Genomic DNA, 18,632 nt, shown 5'->3' with positions numbered 1-18,632 from the left:
ATTCGGCGAATAATAAAAGGCTGTGCGGAAATAGCATGGTTTGAGGATCGGACGGGGCAGGGGGCCTGTATTCCTAGTCCGGCGGGGCAAGAGCGGATGGCGAAATCGCGAAGAATACTTGTCGTTGTCGACGACCGCGATGTCGCCGAGGGCCTGTACGAAGTTCTCGAAATGGCCGGACACGAGGTCGCGCTCGCCCTTCGCGCCGACGAGGCGCGTGAGCTGCTGGCGAAACGCTGCTTCGACTTCGCGCTGATCAACCTTCGCCTGCCGGGCATGGGCACGGTCGAGAGCTTCCTCGAAATACAGCGCCTCAGGCCCGAGATGGAAGCCATTCTCATGACCGGATCGACGGTCGAGCAGCTTATGGCCGAGGTCGTGGTCGACGGCCAGGCGAGCACGCTTCACCTGCCGCTGGACTACCCGTACCTCGACAAGGCACTGGAGAGAGCCGAGCCCCAGGGGGTCGTGCTGCTGCCGTCGGACAGCGAGGATTTCGCCCAGCAGCTGTGCGAATACATGGGCAAGCACGGCCGCGAGGCCCTGGTCGCAAGGTCCGAACAGGAGGCGCTCGACCTTATCGAGGGGGTTTTCGAGCACCACGTCGTCCTCGACCTGGGGCTCTCGGTGGTCTCCGCCATGAGCGTCTATCTCAAGATGCGCGACCGGGGCTACGCGAAGCCACTGACGATCGTCGGCCGGTCGCCGCTTCCCGGGGCCGAGACCACCGCACCCTATCGGGACCTCTGGATCACCGGGATCCTGTTCAAGCCCTTCGATCCGCGGAAGCTCCTGCTCGCCCTCGAACAGGAGTCCGGGGTCCTGGAGTTCGTGCCGGCCGAGGAGCCTGAAGAGGCCGCGCCGACGGGCGCGCCACAGGTGTTCCGGGTGCCGACCGCGTCGGAAGTGGCGCCGCCCCCCGAGCCGCCGAGCTACGCCGGCGAAGGGCGCGTGCTGATCGTCGAAGACGATCCGGAGATGGCCGAGGGCATCCGTGAGCTGCTGGAGCCGCGCGGCTACGAGACGCAGACGGCGCAGGCCTTCGAAGAAGCCCTTCGGAAGCTGCGCAGCTTCGAGCCTAACGTGGTCCTGATCGACGTGCAGATCGGCGCCCGCAACGGGCTGGATCTCGTCCCCGAGCTGCGCCAGCACTGGCCCGAGGTCATCCCCATCATGCTGACCGCGCTCGCCGACAAGGACACCATCGTGGCGGCGCTGCGCGGCGGCGCCTACGACTATGTGACCAAGCCCTTCGAGGCGGAGGAGCTCTTCGCCGCCCTCGACCGCTCGTTCAAGCGGATCGCCGCCGGCATAACGACCGACGAGGAGTGGCTGTCCAAGATCAGCTATGGCCTGAGGACGCCGCTCAACGCCGTCGTCGGCTTCTCGGAGATCCTCAAGGATGAGCTCCTGGGTCCCCTGGGCAGCGAGCAGTATGTCGCCTATGCCAAGGACATCAATGCGGCCGGCCAGCAGATCACCGGCATGCTGGGATCGATCAGCGAGCGCACCAACGCCGCCGCCGATGGCGACGAGGCGCCCGAGGATGAAGCCGAGACGGCGGAAATCCCCTTCGACCTGGAGATCCTTCCGGAATCTTCCGAAGCCGCGGCAGAGGATGACCGCGAGACGGAGTGCGAGGGCGAGGGTGAGGCGGAGGTCTGCCCGTCGGTGGCGGCGCAGTCAGGCAAGCGCTTTCAGATCCCCAACCTCCAGGCGCTGCGCAAGAAACCGCGGCCGGAGGACGCTGGGCCGGACAATCCGGAGATCTAGCTTCTCCCTGGCATCACGCTTGCGGCTGAATTGGATCTAGCCGCCTTCCGCATTCGCTCTTAGAGTGGCATCCAAGGGTGCAAATCCGGCAGCCGTCGATTGGTTTCCATGCGTCGGCGGCGCGGCACCGGCATCCCATCGAACTTCGCCCGCCTTCTCCCGATAGACCGGGCAGGGCTGGCCTCAGAACAGGAAAAGTGCGCCATGACTACCGTCGTACAGCTCGCGAATTCCCTCGAGGAACACTGGATGCCGTTCACCGCGAACCGGCATTTCAAGGCCGATCCGCGGATCATCTCGTCCGCCAAGGGGATGTACTACTCGACCGACCGCGGCGAGCAGATCCTCGACGCCTCGGCCGGCCTGTTCTGCGTGGCGGCCGGCCACGGTCGCCCCGAGATCGCCGACGCGGCCCACAAGGCCCTGCTCGAGATGGACTACGTGCCGCCATTCCAGTTCGGCCATCCGGCCTCCTTCTCCCTGGCGCGGCGCCTCTCGCGCATGACGCCGGGCGACCTGGACCATATCTTCTTCACCAATTCCGGCTCGGAATCGGTCGATTCGGCGATGAAGATCGCGCTCGCCTACCACAAGGCGCGGGGCGAGGGGCAGCGCATGCGCTTCGTCGGCCGCGAGCGCGCCTATCACGGCGTGAATTTCGGCGGCCTCTCCGTCGCCGGCATGATCAACAACAAGAAGGCCTTCGGGCTCGGTCTGCCGGGCACCCTGCACCTGCGTCATACCCACCTGCCCGAACACCACATGGTGCGCGGCCAGCCGGAGACCGGCGCGGAGCTGGCCGAGGACCTGCAGCGCTTCGTCGAGCTGCACGGCGCCGACTCGATCGCCGCCTGCCTCGTAGAGCCGATCGCCGGCTCGACCGGCGTCCTGGTCCCGCCGAAGGGCTACCTGAAGCGCCTCCGGGAGATCTGCGACGAGCACGGCATCCTGCTGATCTTCGACGAGGTGATCTGCGGCTTCGGGCGGACCGGCAAGCAGTTCGGATCGGACAGCTTCGACGTCGTGCCCGACATCATCACCATGGCCAAGGCGCTGACCAACGGCGTGGTCCCCATGGGCGCCGTGGCGTGCAACGAGAAGGTCTACGAGGGCATCACCGAGGCGGCGCCGAAGGACACTATCGAGCTGTTCCACGGCTACACCTACTCGGGCTGCCCGGTCGCCGCCGCCGCGTCCCACGCGGCGCTCACGATCTACGAGGAGGAGGGGCTGGTCGAACGCTCGGCGGCCATGGCACCCAAGCTGCTCGACGCGGTCTTCTCGGTTCAGGACATCCCCGTGGTCAAGAATATCCGCGGCTACGGCATGCTGGCCGGCATCGACCTGGCGCCCGATGGCGCGCCGGGCCGCCGCGGCACCCAGGCGATCCAGGACTTCTACGCCGCCGGGCTGATGGTCAAGATGACCGGCGACTGCGCCCTCGTCTCGCCGCCGCTGGTGGTCGAGGAGAAGCACCTCGACGAGATGCAGGACAAGCTGCGCAAGGTCCTGTCCAAGTACTGAACGGGGTCGATGGGGACGGGGCCATGGCCCTGCTGACAACGACGATCGGGGCCTATCCCAAGCCGGACTTCATTCCGGTGCCCGACTGGTTCGTCGTCGAAGCGGGGCCCGACACCGCGACCCCCACGGCGGGTTACCTGGAAGCCCTGGCCGAGATGGGCGAGGAAGCCGAGGCCCTCTTTGCCCGGGGCACCCAGGCGGTGATCGCGGATCAGGTCGCGGCGGGCATTGACATCCCGACCGACGGCGAGGTTCGGCGTGAGAACTACATCCACTACCACTGCCGCCATCTGGACGGCATCGACTTTGAGACCCTGACCTCGCGGGAACTGCGCAACGGTGCCTATAGCGCCGAGTTGCCCAGCATCGTCAGGCCGGTCAGCGCGCGGGACCGCTTCCTCGCTCGGGAGTGGCGGGTCGCCCAGTCCTTCACCGACCGGCCGGTCAAGATCACCCTGCCGGGCCCCATGACGATCACCGATACCACGGCCGATCTCCACTACAAGGACGACGCCCGGCTGGGCGCCGATCTGGCGGCGGCGCTCAACGAGGAGATCCGCTCCCTGGCCGACGCCGGCTGCACCTGGATCCAGGTCGACGAGCCGGTCTTCGCGCGCAAGCCGAGAAGGGCGCTCGACTACGGGATCGAGAACCTGAACCGCTGCTTCGCGGGCGTGCCGGACGGGGTCAACCGGGTCATGCACATGTGCTGCGGCTATCCAAACAAGATCGACCAGGACGAGTATCCCAAGGCCGATCCCCAGTCCTACTTCGATCTGGCGCGGGCGGTCGACCAGTCGGCGGTCGACGTGGTCTCTCTCGAGGACGCGCACCGCCACAACGATTTGGCGCTTCTCGAGCGCTTCGAGAAGACCCGGATCATCCTGGGCGTCGTCGCGATCGCGAAGAGCCGGGTCGAGCCCGTCGAGGAGATTCGCGCCCGGCTTGAAGCCGCACTCGAGCACATCGACCACGACCGACTGATCGCCGCCCCCGACTGCGGCCTGGGTTTCCTCGGCCGCGAGCTGGCCATGACCAAGCTGCGCAACCTCTGCCAGGCAGCAAAGAGCGTCTGAGGCGGCTCTGGAGCTGGCTCAGAGGGCCGACCCAATTTCCTGGATACGCTCCAAGGCCGCTCGGCTGAGATCCTGCGCCTGCAACAACCCGGCTTCGCTGGGCGCGGCGCTCGTGACGGCATCGTAGAAAGTGAAGGCCCGCTGGCATTCGGCATAGAGGCGTCCCGCGGGTAGCTCAGCCCTCTGCTCGGCAGTGCCGTCTTCCTGTCCCCGAGGGAAAAGTTCAGCCAATCTCTCCGTCATGGGAGCGCTGGGCGGACCAGCTTGTCTCCCGGCAAGGCGCAATTCTTCGACCCGCTGGCAGGTTGTGCGGTAAAGCGACGAAAGGCCGCCTTCATCTTCCGCGGCTGCCGAGAGCAGTTGGGCGATCCGGCTTTCGATGGCGAGGGCGGCCGCCAGAAGATCGCCTTCTGTTTCGACCAGGCCCGCGGCGGGAAGTGTCTCGGGATGCGGCTCCAGACGCTCGGCGCGAAAGGCCTGGCGACGCTTGATGCGCAGGCGCGCGGCGCGTGACAGCTCGTCCAGGGCGACGCGCTGGGCAAAGTCGCGGACCTCTTCGTCGGCGGTCGCGGCGAGGTAGCTGTAGAGCTTGAACCCAGACTGTGCCAAAGCGACCGCAGCGGCAAAGATTCTATAGGGCGTAAGGCTGAACGCGTCACAAGCTGCTGTACCGTCGTCGGAGAAGATCTCTGGCAGGAAGGGCGCCAGTCCCTCGATGACGACGCGAGGCCGCATCGCGACCATGGTCTGTCTCTTCAGTTGGTCGGCGCGCGCTTGATAGGTCCGCGCGAGCCCCTCGAGCAAGTTGGCGTTCTCAGGCGAGCCATAACGGCGAAGCTCGCGCGCCAAATCCAGACATCGCCGTTCGGCCTCCCGGTTCACGGTCAGGGCAATGGCCGCAGCCTCCTCGACCGATCGAGGCGCAGGCAGGGTAACCAGAGAGATATCGCCGGTGCGTGGCATTTTCGGTTGGCTTTCTACTACGTCCCGCAGCGCGAAATAATTGACAGCGATCAAGGACGTACATTCGAGCTTGCCCGATCTTCCGAAGGCGCGGTCCTCCAAGGCCATATGCGAGCGAGGAAGAAACTTGAGCGGAAGCCAGCTCCCAAGCGCGCCGGATTGCCGACAAGGCGGGGGAGCAGCCGCAAGCCTCGCCAGAGCGGCTCTTGTGCTGGTCTTGGCCCTCTTGGTCCACGCAAACGTCGCCGCGGCAGCCTCCGCCGGCGCCAATCTCGATCGCTTGCTTCGGAAAGTGGACCCCGCGGCGCTCTTCCCCGGGGCCGAACGCCTTGATCCGATCGATGGAACGCCTCCCGTACTCGAGGCGCGGAAGGCAAACAAAACGATCGGCTATGTGTTCCTGAATACCGATTTCGTGAGCGCGATCGGCTACTCCGGAAAGCCGATCCACGCCCTGGTCGCCATCGACCGGGACGCCGTGATCCGCGGCGTCCGTCTCGCCGAGCACCACGAACCCATCGTCCTGATCGGCATACCGGAGCGCAAGATCGAAGCCGTCATGGAGACCTACGTGGGTCTGAACGTCGCCGACTTCGTAAAGGACCCCTCCGGGCACCGCGTCGACATCGTGAGCGGCGCGACGGTCACGGTCATGGTGATCGACGACAGCATCCTGCGCTCCGCGATTAAGGTAGCGCGAACCTACGGGCTGGGCGGGCTGAAGCCGACGCCTGCGGAGGCCGTGGGCCCGAAACGGGTCCTCGATCCGAGTATCAGCACCCTCGAGGACTGGACCACCCTGACGGGAGACGGTTCCCTGCGGCGGCTGCATCTGACGGTCGGCGACATCAACCGGGCCTTCGAGGACTCCGGCGATCCCGTCGCCGCGCAGAGGCCCGAGCCGGGGGCGCCCGATGAGGCCTATATCGAACTCTATGCGGCCCTGGTGTCGATCCCGACCATCGGCCGCAGCCTGCTTGGCCAGGCGGAATACGGCAACCTCGAGAAGCGGCTGAAGCCCGGCGAACAGGCCGTTCTGCTGGCGGCGGACGGCCGTTACTCCTTCAAGGGCTCGGGCTACGTACGCGGCGGCATCTTCGACCGCTTTCAGATCATTCAAGGAGACCGCTCGATCCGGTTCCGCGACCGCTATCACAAGCGGCTTCGGCGGGTCGCCGCCGCCGGGGCACCGGCGCTCAAGGAAGTCGACCTGTTTCGCATTCCCGCCGACCTCGACTTCGATCCGGCGGCGCCCTGGCGGCTCGAGCTGCTCGTGCAACGGGCGACCGGACCGACCACCAAGGCCTATCTGACCTTCGACCTGGGCTACAACCCGCCGGACAAGTACTTCAAGGTCGAGGTCGCTGCGCCGGGCCCGGCCGCCGGGCAGTCGGACGAACCGTTTCTGGCGGGCCTGGACGGCCAACCGCTGTGGCAAAGGCTCTGGCACCAGAAGACCCCCGAGATCGGGCTCCTGCTGGCCGGCCTGGCCGTGCTGACGGTGATCTTCTTTTTCCAGAACTGGCTGACCAAGCGGCCGCGACTGGCCGACGGGGTGCGGATCGGCTTTCTCGTCATCACCCTCTTCGGCATCGGGTTCTACGCCAACGCTCAGCTTTCCGTGGTCAACGTCATGACCTTCTTCAACGCGCTGATCACGGACTTCAGCTGGGAGTACTTCCTGATGGAGCCGCTGATCTTCATCCTCTGGTGTTCGGTGGCGGCCGGGCTGCTGTTCTGGGGACGCGGTCCCTTCTGCGGCTGGCTCTGCCCCTTCGGTGCGCTGCAGGAGCTGCTCAATCGCGCGGCCAAGGCGCTGCATATCCCGCAGATCCCCGTGCCCTGGGGCCTTCACGAACGGCTCTGGCCGGCCAAGTACATGATCTTCCTGGTCCTGTTCGGCATCTCGCTCTACTCGCTCGCCTGGGCCGAGCAGCTGGCCGAGATCGAGCCCTTCAAGACCGCGATCATTCTCAAGTTCGTCCGCGACTGGCCCTATGTCCTTTTCGCGGTGGCGGTACTGGCCGTCGGCCTGTTCATCGAGCGCTTCTACTGCCGCTATATCTGCCCGCTCGGCGCGGCCCTCGCGATTCCCGGCCGGATCCGCATGTTCGAATGGCTGAAGCGCTATCGCGACTGCGGCTCGCCCTGCCAACGCTGCGGCAACGAATGCATGGTGCAGGCGATCCATCCCGAGGGACAGATCAATCCCAACGAGTGCCTCTACTGCCTGCACTGCCAGACGCTCTACCAGGACGACCACCGCTGCCCCGTGATGATCCAGCGGCGGCTCAAGCGCGAGCGCCGGGAGGCGCTGGCTTCGAAGTCCCTAACCAGGCCGAAGGCGCAGATCGGGGAAGAGCCGAAGACCTTGGCGGACTTCATGGCCGACTGAATTTGGCGTCAGTGTGAATTTCGGAAATCGAACCAGAAGGAGGATGAGGACCATGCCGAAGAAGCAGAAAAGCACAGAGGGGTTTTCGCGCCGCGACTTGCTGGGTGGTACCACCAAGGTCGCGGCTCTGGCCGGCCTGAGCGGCGCGGCCGCCGCGACCGGGGTCACCACCCTGGCCGAACGCGGCACCTTCGGGATCAAGTCAGCGCAGGCGGCCGAGGGCGGCACGGTCGCGCCCGGCGACCTCGACGAGTACTACGGCTTCTGGAGCAGCGGCCAGAGCGGCGAGGTGCGCATCCTGGGGCTCCCCTCCATGCGGGAGCTGATGCGCATTCCCGTGTTCAATCGCTGCAGCGCGACCGGTTGGGGTCAGACCAACGAGAGCCGCAGAATCCTGACCGAGGGGCTTCTGCCCGAAACCCGCGAGTACCTCGCCGCGCACGGCGGCGTCTGGCACAACGGCGACGCCCACCATCCGCACATGTCCTTCACCGACGGGACCTATGACGGGCGCTATGTCTTCATCAACGACAAGGCCAACACCCGGGTCGCCAGGATCCGCTGCGACGTGATGAAGTGCGACAAGATCATCGAGATCCCCAACGCCTCCGACATCCACGGGATGCGTCCGCAGAAATTCCCGCGCACCGGCTACGTCTTCGCCAACGGCGAGCACAGGATTCCCATTCCCAACGACGGCATGATCCTGGACGAGCCGGAGAAGTACCACGCGATCTTCACGGCGATCGACGGCGATACCATGAAGGTCGCCTGGCAGGTCATTGTCGACGGCAATCTCGACAACTGCGACGCCGACTACCAGGGCCTCTATGCCGTCTCGACCTGCTACAACGGCGAGGAGGGGGTGACCCTGGCCGAGATGACCGCCAACGAGCAGGACTGGGCCGTGGTCTTCGACATCAAGGCGATCGAGGCCGCGGTGACGAGGGGCGACTTCCAGGAAATGAGCGGCGTGCCCGTGCTCGACGGCCGGAAGGGCTCGCGTTTCACCCGCTACATTCCGATCTCGAACAGCCCGCACGGCTGCAACACGGCGCCGGACGGACGTCACATCGTGATCAACGGCAAGCTGTCGCCGACGGTCTCGGTGATCGACGTGACCAAGCTGCCCGACGTCTTCGCCGACAGGATCGAGCCGCGCGGCTGCATCGTGGCCGAGCCGGAACTGGGACTGGGACCCCTCCACACGGCCTTCGACAACAAGGGCAACTGCTACACGACCCTGTTCCTCGACAGCCAGGTGGCGAAGTGGAGCATGGAGAAGGCGATCCGGGCCTTCAAGGGCGAGGCGGTCGACCCGATCCTCCACAAGGTCGATGTCCAGTACCAGCCGGGCCACAACCACACCTCCATGGGCGAGACCAAGGAGGCGGACGGCAAGTGGCTGGTGTCGCTCAACAAGTTCTCCAAGGACCGCTTCCTTAATGTCGGTCCCCTGAAGCCGGAGAACGAGCAGTTGATCGACATCTCGGGCGACGAGATGAAGGTGGTCCACGACGGACCCACCTTCGCCGAGCCGCACGACTGCATCATCGTGCGGGCCGACGTGGTCAACCCGAACTCGATCTGGGACCGCAAGGACCCGATCTGGGAGGAGACGCGAAAGCAGGCCGAGCAGGACGGGATCGACCTGGAAATCGCTGCCGACGTCATCCGGGACGGCAACAAGGTCCGCGTCTACATGCACTCCGTGGCGCCGTCCTTCAGCCTGGAGAAGTTCACGGTCAAGCAGGGAGACGAGGTGACGATCATCGTCACCAACATCGATGACGTGGACGACCTGACTCACGGATTCACCCTGGCCAACTACGGCATCGCCTTCGAGATTGGCCCGCAGGCGACAGCCTCGGCCACCTTCGTTGCCGACCGGCCGGGCGTGCATTGGTTCTATTGCCAGTGGTTCTGCCACGCGCTCCACATGGAGATGCGGGGCCGGATGCTGGTGGAGCCGCGCTCGGCGTGATGCCGTCGGGCGTTCGAAAGCTTGGCAGGCTCCCGGTGGCCAGGGTTTTCCTGGCCGCCGCGGGGCTTGTCCTCGGGTGCCTCGGCCCGGCCGCGGTCTTGGCCGCCACCGTAGCGGTCGAGCCCGGACCCGAGGCCTTGCGCAAAGCCCTCGCCCGGGCGGCGCCGGGCGATGTTCTGCAGCTCAAGGCCGGCCGCTATCGAGGGCCGGTCCGGATCGAACGTCCCCTTTCCCTGGTCGGACATCCCGAGACCGTGATCGACGGCGGCGGCGCCGGCACCGTGATCACCGTGGCCGCGCCCGATGTCGTCCTGCGCGGACTGACCGTCAAGAACTCCGGCGCCAGCCTGGAACGGGAGGACAGCGGCATCTTCGTCACTGTGGCCGGCAGCCGGGCGCTGATCGAGGACAACCGGCTGGCCGGCAATCTGATCGGCGTCTATCTCAAGGGACCGCGCGACGCCGTCGTCAGGGGCAATCGTATCGTCGGACGCAAGGATCTGCGCGTGAACGAGCGGGGCAACGGCGTGCAGCTCTGGAACACGCCGGGCTCTGTGGTCGAGGGAAACGAGATCCGCCACGGGCGCGACGGCATCTTCGTCACCACCTCGAAGCAGAACTCCTTCCGCGACAATCGCTTCGGTGAGCTGCGCTTCGCCATTCACTACATGTACACCAATGACAGCGAGGTCTCCGGCAACGTCTCGCGCGGCAATCATGTCGGCTACGCCGTCATGTTCTCACACCGCCTGACGGTACGGGACAACCTGTCCGACGGCGACCGAGATCACGGCTTCCTGTTCAACTACGCCAACAGGTCGCAGATCGTAGGCAACGCCGTGCGCGGCGGCGCCGAGAAGTGCGTCTTCATCTACAACGCCAACAAGAACAGCTTTCGCGGCAACCGTTTCCAGGGCTGCGCCATCGGCATTCATTTCACCGCCGGCTCGGAACGCAACGAGATTGCCGGCAACGCCTTCATTGGCAATCGAACCCAGGTGAAGTACGTCGGCACGCGCGAAGTGGAGTGGTCGGTCGAAGGCCAAGGCAACTACTGGAGCGACAACCCGGCCTTCGACCTCGACAACGACGGGATCGCCGAGCGTCCCTACCGCCCGAACGGACTGGTCGACCAGATCGTCTGGCGCCAGCCGCTCGCCAAGCTCCTGCTGAACAGCCCGGCCGTGCAGGTCCTGCGCTGGGCCCAGTCGGAATTCCCGGCGCTTCATCCGGGTGGCGTCACCGACAGTGCGCCGCTCATGGCCCCACCCGACGGGGCAGGGACGACGGAACGCTGATCGCCATGCGGGCCCCGGGGAACATGCTCGAATTCGAGAGCGTCACCAAGCGCTACGGCCGCAAGACCGTCCTCTACGACGTGAGCCTCGGCGTGGAAACCGGCGAGTGCCTGGCACTGGTCGGCCACAACGGGGCCGGCAAGACGACCTTGATCAAGCTGGCGTTGGGGCTGACACGGCCGAGCGCGGGCCGGATCAGGGTGCAGGGCGAGGATCCGGCAAGCGCCGGGGCCGCCGGCTACCGCGGCGGCACCGGCTTCCTGCCGGAGAACGTTGCCTTCCAGGGCGCCCTGACCGGGCGCGAGGTTCTGAAGTTCTACGCCAGGCTGAAGGGCCAGGACACGGACCTTTGCGACGGTCTGCTGGAGCGCTTCGGCCTCTCTGAAGCCCGAAGTCAGCGGGTCGGCACCTACTCGAAGGGCATGCGACAGCGTCTCGGCCTGGCCCAGGCAATGCTCGGCAAACCACGGCTGCTGCTGTTCGACGAGCCCACGACCGGCTTGGACCCCGCTTTCCGTCGCGCCTTCTACGAGCTGCTATCGGATCAGAGCGCGGCGGGCGTCACGGCCTTGATCTCCTCCCACGCGCTCACCGAAATCGAAGCCCGGGCCGATCGGGTCGCGATCATGCATCAGGGTCACCTCGTCGCCTGCGGTACCCTGGAGGCCTTGCGGGAAGCCGCCAATCTGCCGATCCGGGTCCGGGTGACCGTCAAGCCGGGCGACGCCGGGCCGTTTGCCGAGCGGATCGACCGCCTCGGCGAAGTGCGAAGCGTCAACAGCCGCACGGTCGATCTGACCTGCCTCGGCGCCGACAAGATGACGATCGTCCGGCAGCTCGCCGCCATGGGCGAGACGGTTCAGGACATCGATATCCGGCCGCCGATGCTGGAGGAGATCTATCAGCACTTCGCTACCGGCGGAGGCCCGTCATGAGGGTGCTCATGATCCTCGCCGCCAAGGAGCTGCGCGACGGCCTGCGCAACCGCTGGATTGCCGCCGCCATTCTGCTCTTGGCGACGCTTGCCCTGTCGCTCGCCTTTCTGGGCTCGGCACCGGTCGGCGGCGTCAAGGCCGGCGCCTTCGATGTCACGATCGTCAGCCTGTCCAGCTTGACGGTTTATCTCCTGCCGCTGCTCGCCCTCATGTTGGCCTACGACGCCTTCGTCGGCGAGGCGGAACGGGGCACCTTGCTGTTGCTCCTGGCCTATCCGGTGGCGCGTTGGCAGGTGGTGCTCGGCAAGTTCCTGGGCCACACCGCGATCCTCGCGCTGGCGATCTTGATCGGATACGGCCTGGTGCTCCCCGGCGTGTCCCTGGTCGCCGACGGCGCGGCAGTAGACTGGCGGGCCTTTTCCGCCATGATGGCGAGCTCGCTTCTTCTCGGGGCCGTGTTCCTCTGCCTCGGCTATCTGCCCAGCGCCCTGGTGCGGGAACGGGCCACGGCCGCGGGCTTGGCCATCGGTCTTTGGCTGCTCTTCGTCGTGATCTACGACCTGGCGCTGCTCGGACTGCTCATCGCCGACCAGGGGCAGGCGATGAGCCAGAACCTGATCTCGGCGCTCTTGCTGGTCAATCCGACCGATGCCTACAGGATCTTCAATCTGACCGGCTCGGACGGGGTGGGCCTGGCGTCCGGCATGGCGGGACTGGCGTCAGAGGCCGGCCTTGGCCTGGAGTTGCCCCTTCTCATCATGCTGGCCTGGGTCGCCTTGCCGTTGGCCGCCACCGTCGCTCTGTTCCGGCGCAGGGAGATCTAGACATGGTGACAAAGGAAATCCGCCGCGCGGTGCTGGCTGTCCTGCTGCTGCTTCCCGCTTGCGGTGAAGATCAGAGGGTCGAGGCTCCCGATCCGCAGGAGCTGACCCGCGAGGCTATCGGCCACTACTGCAACATGATCGTCGAGGATCACCCCGGGCCGAAGGGGCAGATCTTCCTGACCGACCGGGCGGAGCCAATCTGGTTCAGCTCGGTGCGCGACACCGTCGCCTTCACCCGCCTGCCCGAGGAAGCCAAGAACATCGCGGCCATCTACGTCAACGATATGGGCCAGGCGAGCTGGGCGGCGCCCGAGGCAGGGACCTGGATCGACGCCAAGGCCGCCTGGTACGTGATCGGCAGCGGACGGCGGGGCGGCATGGGCGCGCCCGAGACCGTCCCCTTCTCCGAGCGGCCCGCGGCCGAAGCTTTCGTCGCGAAACATGGCGGCAGCGTTGTCGCCTTCGCCGATATTCCGGCCGACGCCGTTCTGGGCGAGGTCCCGGATAGCCACCATTCGGGGGCAAGCCACGGGCAGCACGATTCCCCCGCGCACCGGCATGCGGCGGGACACGACAAGGGACACGACAAGGGACACGACCGGCACGAGACCCAGGAGGCTCATCAATGACGCACCAGCAGCTCGCCGGCCGGCGGCGGTTCCTCAGCATCGCCGCCGCGGCCACCGGCCTCGGCCTGCTTCGTCAAAGCTCGGGCGGCGCCAAGATCGAATTCCAGGCCTGGCAGGGGACGGCGCTCGGCGCCCGCGCCTCCATCAGGCTCGCTCATCCCGATCCGGAACGCGGCCGCGGCTTGATCCGGCAAGCGCTCGACGAGATCGAGCGCCTCGAGCGGGTCTTCAGTCTCTACCGTCCGGACTCGGCGGTTTCCCGCCTGAACCGCGAGGGCGTTCTCCACGCACCGCCGCTCGACCTGCTACGCCTTCTCGCCGAGGCGCGGCGCTACGGCGAGCTTACGGAGGGCGCGTTCGACATAACGGTGCAGCCACTGTGGCGGCTCTATGCAGAGCACTTCTCGGGAGCGAGCGCCGCGGCGGGCGGACCGAGTCCGGCGGCCATCGCCGAGACCCTCAAGCACGTCGACTTCAGAGCAGTTTCCTTCGACCCCGGCCGCGTCGCCTTCGAGAAGCCGGGAATGGCGGTCACCCTGAACGGCATCGCCCAGGGCTACATCACCGACCGGGTGGCGGATCTGTTCCGCCGGGAAGGCCTCGGCCACAGCTTGATCGATCTGGGAGAGCTGCGGGCGCTGGGCCAACACCCGGCGGGGCGGCCCTGGTCCATCGGCCTGGAGGACCCGCGGAACAGGGAGCGCATCTACGGGACGCGCACTCTGGAGCGGGCGGCCCTGGCGACTTCGGCCGGCCAAGGCTCTCGCTTCGATGGTTCGGGGGGCCACCACCACCTCTTCGATCCTGCCAGAGGGCGCAGTTCCCACCGCTATCTCAGCCTGTCGGTAAGCGCGTCGACCGCGACCGAGGCCGATGCCCTTTCCACGGGATTCTACCATCTCGACCCGGAGCGATTGGCTCGGCTGATCGAACAACGTCGCAACGTCACGGTAACGGCGATGCTGGCCAACGGAGATTTCCGAGAATGGCCGGCCTGAGCTAGCGCAATCCTACGCCTTCGACGCCGGCGTGAGTGAGTTTGCGGGAGTCGGCACGTGGACCGGGATCAGGCCGTGATCCCGATCGAAGACAACCCGCTCTCAAAGCGAAGTCTCTGCAAGAGACGCTCTGCCGGGATTTGGTGGCCGGCCGAACCCTGCCTTTCGTCCGCGTGCTGTTGTTTGACTTGGATCACCGCAGCAGCCGGCTGTTGGCGGCAAGAATTGCAATACGAACCGCTTTGTGGCCGGTACGATATGACCCGTCTCGCCATCGCATCGAGCTCGCAGATCGCAGCGGACGCGGGCGCCGAGATCGCAGCGGCCGGCGGCAATGCCGTCGACGCGGCGATCGCTGCGAGCCTGGTTCAGCTGATAACGGAGCCCGGCGTCGTGTCGCTCGGCGGCGGCGCCTTGGCCGTGATCTGGCCGCCGGGCGAGCGTCCGGTGATGGTCGATGGCACGTCGGAGATGCCGGGTCGCAGTGTGCCGGCCGAGCGGCGGGGCCGTGGCGGGTTGGATGTGATGCTCGCCTACGGCGGCGGTACGCCCACAACGGTCGGTTACTCTTCGGTCGCCACACCGGGCGCGCTCGCCGGATATGCCCTCGCGGCCCGGCGCTACGGCAGCATGCCGTGGAAAGCCCTCGTGGAACCCGCCTATTCCCATGCAAGAGACGGGTTTCCCCTTTCCGCTGCGTCCCAACGCTACATCGAGCATACGCACGAGGGCATATTTGGCTGGAATCCCAACGCTTTGCGCCCGCTGCAGAATGAGCGTGGCGAGACGAAGCGCGCCGGAGACACGATCCATGTAGAGGGCCTCAGCGACAGTCTCGCGGCCATCGCGGAGCAAGGCGTAGAGACCTTCTACAGAGGCGATATCGCGCGCTTGATTGCCCGCGACATGGAAGCCAACGACGGTTTGTTGGGCCTGAGGGACCTCGAGGCATACCGGCCCCGCATCTCGCCGGCCCTCGAGGTAAAGATGGATGACTGGCATCTGGCGACCACGGCGGCGCCGAGCGTTGGGGGCGCCGCCTTGGCGGCCATGCTCTTGCTGGTGCGCGGCCTCGAACACAGCGCCTGGACGGGGCAAATGGCGGCCCGTTTGATCGAAGTGCAGACCCAGGTGATGCAGTATCGCAGGCGGTGTTTGGATAGATCGGACGAGCTTGGACGCGACGTAGAGGGACTACTAAACCTCGCGAACAGAAATCCATCGGCGCTCGCCTCGCCGTCCACGGTGCACTCTTCCGCGGTGGATAGGGATGGACTCGCCTGCGCCGTCACGGCCTCCGCGGGCTACGGTTCTGGAGTCATGCCGCCGGGAACGGGCGTTTGGATGAACAACTCCCTCGGCGAGATCGAGCTCAACAAGCGTGGGTTTCACGCGCTGCGACCAGGCACGCGCATCCCCTCCAACATGGCGCCAACCGCCGGTCGCAGCGCTGACGGCTCCGTGCTGTCCATCGGATCGCCGGGAGCGGACCGCATCACCACCGCCATCCTGCAGACGGTGACGAACTTCATCCGTCTGAACATGACACTTCAGGAGGCAGTCAATCATCCCCGCCTTCATGTCGAGTGGCCACGGGAGGATGAGCGCCGCGTCGCCTACGAACCGGGTATGCCAGTGGACGAACTCGAGGTGCCGCAGCGCCGATTCGACACGCTGGACATGTTTTTCGGTGGGGTGAGCGCGGTATGCTTCGCACCTCCTGACCGCTTCCAAATGGCTGCGGATATCCGTCGAACGGGGGGTACGGCGCTCGGCTCTTAGCGCAGCAAGCGAAAGCCTCAGACGACGAGCGCCATCCCATCACGACCCGGATCGGCGCCGCCACGCCAGCTTTGCCCGGCAACCTCCACGCCATGAACGCCGGCGAAGGCGTAGCTCAGGTAGCTGCGTTGGATGGCGTAGCCTGCCGCCTCGAGCTCGTCCGTGACGAAGCGCGGGATACGATTGCTGACGTCGATGGTACGGCTGCGGGTTACCGCAATTCGCGGTGCGATGACCGCGTCCGACATCGTCATGTCGAAGTCGAGCACGTTCGAGATGGCCTGGGCGATGGCCTGCGGGATGTAGGTTGCCCCGGGTGCACCGAGAACCATGCGCAGCGCACCCTCGGGATCGAACACGATACTTGGGGACATGGAGCTGGTGTAGGACTTGCCCGGCGCAATCGAGGTGGCGTGGCCGGGCCGCGGATCGAAGATCCCCATGCACCCGTTGAGGATGAAGCCGGTGCCCGGCGCTATGACGCCGGATGGCGCGCCGAGCGTGTGGGTCATCGACACGGCGTTGCCGTGCTCGTCCAGGGCGCAGACCTGGGTCGTTTCCGGCGGTTCGTCCAGAGATTCGAGCCGCTGCAATGTCGCCTGCTCGCCACGCTCGATACGGCGCGCATACCCGGCCGCACGCTCGGAACTGATGAGCAGTTCGAGAGGAACGTCAACGTGGTCCGGATCTCCGACATGCGCACGCTTGTCCTGGTACGCATAGGCGATGGCCTCGGCGAGTGTGCGCAGATGCTCGGGTCCGCCGTGGCGAAGCGCGCGGAGGTCGAATTGCTCCAGGATCTTGAGGGTTTGCAGCACCTGCACGCCGGAGCCGCCGGGCTGATTCGTGGCGACTGTGTGGCCGCGGTAGGTCCCTTCGAGCGCGGCCTGGTGAATGACACGGTAGCTCGCCAAGTCTTCCAGCGTGATCAATCCACCGTGGCTGCGCATGTCGTTGACGATACGTTTCCCGAGTTCGCCCCGATAGAGCGCGTCGGCGCCCGACGCTGCGACCGCGCGCAGGGTGTCCGCGAGATCCGGATTACGGATTCGCGTGCCCAGCGGCTTCATGGTGCCAGGCATCCCGGGGCGGTGGTCCGGGTCGAGATAGAGCGCGCGCCCCGTCTCCGTGAAGCCCAGAATCTCCGCGTTCGGCACGCGCCCTTGCGCTGCCTCGTCCTGGATCGCGTAGGCGTAGACATGGGGGCGCACCATCCATCCCCGTTCGGCCTCATGGATCGCGGGATCGCAGACCTCGGCCCAGGGCAGGCGCCCGTGAGCCGCGTGCATGGCCCAATAGCCCGCTAGATTGCCGGGGATCATGACCGCCTGGTGGCCGAGGGCGTTCTCTCGCCCAGCGAGGACGAAGCCGAATCCGTCGCCGGTCTCGCCGACGATCCGGTCTGTCCACATTTCCGGGGTCGCCGACGCCGGTGCGGCGCCAAGGAAATTCAGGTTCTCCAGCAGCCCATGCCCGGGGACGCGCACGATGGCGGTGCCGACGCCGCCCAGTCCGGTCATGAGAGGGTCAACAACGCCCTGGGTGAGTGCGCAGGCAACAGCAGCATCCACGGCGTTGCCGCCGCGCTGGAGCGTGAGCGCACCCGCCTCCACCGCTTCCGGCTGGGCCGCGCACACGATCCCGTGAGTCATGATCTGGCTGATCCCGTTCCCGCTCGGACTTGGCCGTCGCTCCGCCAGGGATACTCGACACGCCTGAAAAAGGTGTCAAGGCACAGCAGCCCGGTGGTGTCTCCGACCCCTTATGCCCCGGGGTCGAAGGGCCTCGGGAGCAAGACTGTCCGGTCAGTCCGAGCCGCGGTAGCGGGCCTGGGCTTCGGCCAGGGCCGGCTTCAGACCCTTCTCGACCGTCGACTTGGAGAAAGCTTGGTCCTCCGACGGGCTGCGCGCCGAGGATCGCGACCTGCTCGAGGTCCGCCAACGGCACCACGTCGGTGACGAGGCCGACGTCGTTCTCCTGCTGTCGTCGTATCACCCGGAGATCTCGATGGTGAAACCGCTGCTGCGTTGGCTGGGCCGCCGGCCCCGGCCTCGAACATTCGAGAGGTCACTTCCGCCTTTCGACCTCAAGGTCGGCTTCGGCTTGGATGGTTGACCTCGGCCGGCGATGCCGGACGGCACCGAGGGTAACCCAAAGCAATCATTCCTGACCGAACACGGTGTCGGTCTCAATGGCGGGCGTCGGGATGCTTTCGAGGGCGGACGGTATCGTGTCCGGCCTCTCCGGTTCCGGCTCACAAGCCATCGAAATTGCCGGAGGTTAGAGCTTCGGGCGATTGGCTGTTGAGCGACGTCCAGGCGCTGTTGTTATAGAAGGCCCAAAGGCCGCCGGCGCCGAAGTCGACGATGACTTCTTCCATGCCGTTGCCATCCAGATCGGCGGTCTCCAGGTTTTCCGGCGACTGGCTGTTCAGCTTCTCCCAGGTGCTGT

The 18,632-nt window shown here is 66.2% G+C and carries 15 protein-coding genes; 12 read left to right on the top strand and 3 right to left on the bottom strand.

Annotated elements, in window-relative coordinates; translation table 11 throughout:
* Positions 1-96: 96 nt before the first annotated feature.
* The 3 genes from QNJ67_04175 (at position 97) to QNJ67_04165 (ending at position 4,373) form a co-directional block, all read left to right on the top strand.
* Positions 97-1,773 (top strand): response regulator, encoded by a 1,677-nt coding sequence (locus QNJ67_04175; GenBank protein ID MDJ0608149.1) that lies wholly within the window; start codon positions 97-99, stop codon positions 1,771-1,773.
* 204 nt (positions 1,774-1,977) lie between these two features.
* Positions 1,978-3,297, top strand: coding sequence for an aminotransferase class III-fold pyridoxal phosphate-dependent enzyme (locus QNJ67_04170; protein MDJ0608148.1), 1,320 nt, complete (start codon positions 1,978-1,980; stop codon positions 3,295-3,297).
* A gap of 23 nt (positions 3,298-3,320) precedes the next feature.
* Positions 3,321-4,373 (top strand): cobalamin-independent methionine synthase II family protein, encoded by a 1,053-nt coding sequence (locus QNJ67_04165; GenBank protein MDJ0608147.1) that lies wholly within the window; start codon positions 3,321-3,323, stop codon positions 4,371-4,373.
* Between the two features lie 18 nt (positions 4,374-4,391).
* On the opposite strand, the gene QNJ67_04160 is transcribed toward QNJ67_04165, so the two are convergent.
* Complete coding sequence (locus QNJ67_04160) at positions 4,392-5,390, bottom strand: hypothetical protein (GenBank protein MDJ0608146.1); 999 nt, start codon at positions 5,388-5,390, stop codon at positions 4,392-4,394.
* 340 nt (positions 5,391-5,730) lie between these two features.
* Between QNJ67_04160 and QNJ67_04155 the strand changes: the two genes are divergently transcribed.
* The 8 genes from QNJ67_04155 (at position 5,731) to QNJ67_04120 (ending at position 16,181) form a co-directional block, all read left to right on the top strand.
* Entirely contained in the window at positions 5,731-7,731 is a 2,001-nt protein-coding gene (locus tag QNJ67_04155) for a 4Fe-4S binding protein (GenBank protein ID MDJ0608145.1), read from the top strand.
* A 52-nt stretch (positions 7,732-7,783) separates the two neighbouring features.
* Positions 7,784-9,715, top strand: coding sequence for a TAT-dependent nitrous-oxide reductase (gene nosZ, locus QNJ67_04150; protein ID MDJ0608144.1), 1,932 nt, complete (start codon positions 7,784-7,786; stop codon positions 9,713-9,715).
* A 35-nt stretch (positions 9,716-9,750) separates the two neighbouring features.
* Positions 9,751-11,013, top strand: coding sequence for a nitrous oxide reductase family maturation protein NosD (locus tag QNJ67_04145; GenBank protein MDJ0608143.1), 1,263 nt, complete (start codon positions 9,751-9,753; stop codon positions 11,011-11,013).
* A 23-nt stretch (positions 11,014-11,036) separates the two neighbouring features.
* Positions 11,037-11,948 (top strand): ABC transporter ATP-binding protein, encoded by a 912-nt coding sequence (locus tag QNJ67_04140; GenBank protein MDJ0608142.1) that lies wholly within the window; start codon positions 11,037-11,039, stop codon positions 11,946-11,948.
* Entirely contained in the window at positions 11,945-12,772 is an 828-nt protein-coding gene (locus tag QNJ67_04135; protein MDJ0608141.1) for an ABC transporter permease subunit, read from the top strand. Before QNJ67_04140 ends, QNJ67_04135 begins: the two co-directional genes overlap by 4 nt.
* Positions 12,773-12,774: 2 nt before the next feature.
* The gene (locus QNJ67_04130; GenBank protein MDJ0608140.1) at positions 12,775-13,401 is read left to right on the top strand and encodes a nitrous oxide reductase accessory protein NosL; all 627 of its coding nucleotides are present in this window, start codon (positions 12,775-12,777) and stop codon (positions 13,399-13,401) included.
* Positions 13,398-14,399, top strand: a complete 1,002-nt coding sequence (locus QNJ67_04125) for an FAD:protein FMN transferase (GenBank protein ID MDJ0608139.1) — start codon at positions 13,398-13,400, stop codon at positions 14,397-14,399. The genes QNJ67_04130 and QNJ67_04125 overlap by 4 nt, the downstream gene beginning before the upstream one ends.
* 258 nt (positions 14,400-14,657) lie before the next feature.
* Positions 14,658-16,181, top strand: coding sequence for a gamma-glutamyltransferase (locus QNJ67_04120; protein MDJ0608138.1), 1,524 nt, complete (start codon positions 14,658-14,660; stop codon positions 16,179-16,181).
* A 17-nt stretch (positions 16,182-16,198) separates the two neighbouring features.
* On the opposite strand, the gene QNJ67_04115 is transcribed toward QNJ67_04120, so the two are convergent.
* Positions 16,199-17,833 (bottom strand): gamma-glutamyltransferase family protein, encoded by a 1,635-nt coding sequence (locus QNJ67_04115; GenBank protein ID MDJ0608137.1) that lies wholly within the window; start codon positions 17,831-17,833, stop codon positions 16,199-16,201.
* A gap of 223 nt (positions 17,834-18,056) precedes the next feature.
* Between QNJ67_04115 and QNJ67_04110 the strand changes: the two genes are divergently transcribed.
* Positions 18,057-18,296 (top strand): hypothetical protein, encoded by a 240-nt coding sequence (locus QNJ67_04110; GenBank protein MDJ0608136.1) that lies wholly within the window; start codon positions 18,057-18,059, stop codon positions 18,294-18,296.
* 139 nt (positions 18,297-18,435) lie between these two features.
* Here QNJ67_04110 and QNJ67_04105 read toward each other — a convergent pair.
* Positions 18,436-18,632: hypothetical protein (locus QNJ67_04105; GenBank protein ID MDJ0608135.1), on the bottom strand; the 197-nt coding region annotated here is incomplete at its 5' end.

It is taken from the genome of Kiloniellales bacterium (assembly GCA_030064845.1).
GTDB lineage: Bacteria > Pseudomonadota > Alphaproteobacteria > Kiloniellales > JAKSDN01 > JASJEC01.
Note: the sequence above shows the minus strand (reverse complement) of the source record. Positions and strands in the feature narration are given on the sequence as shown.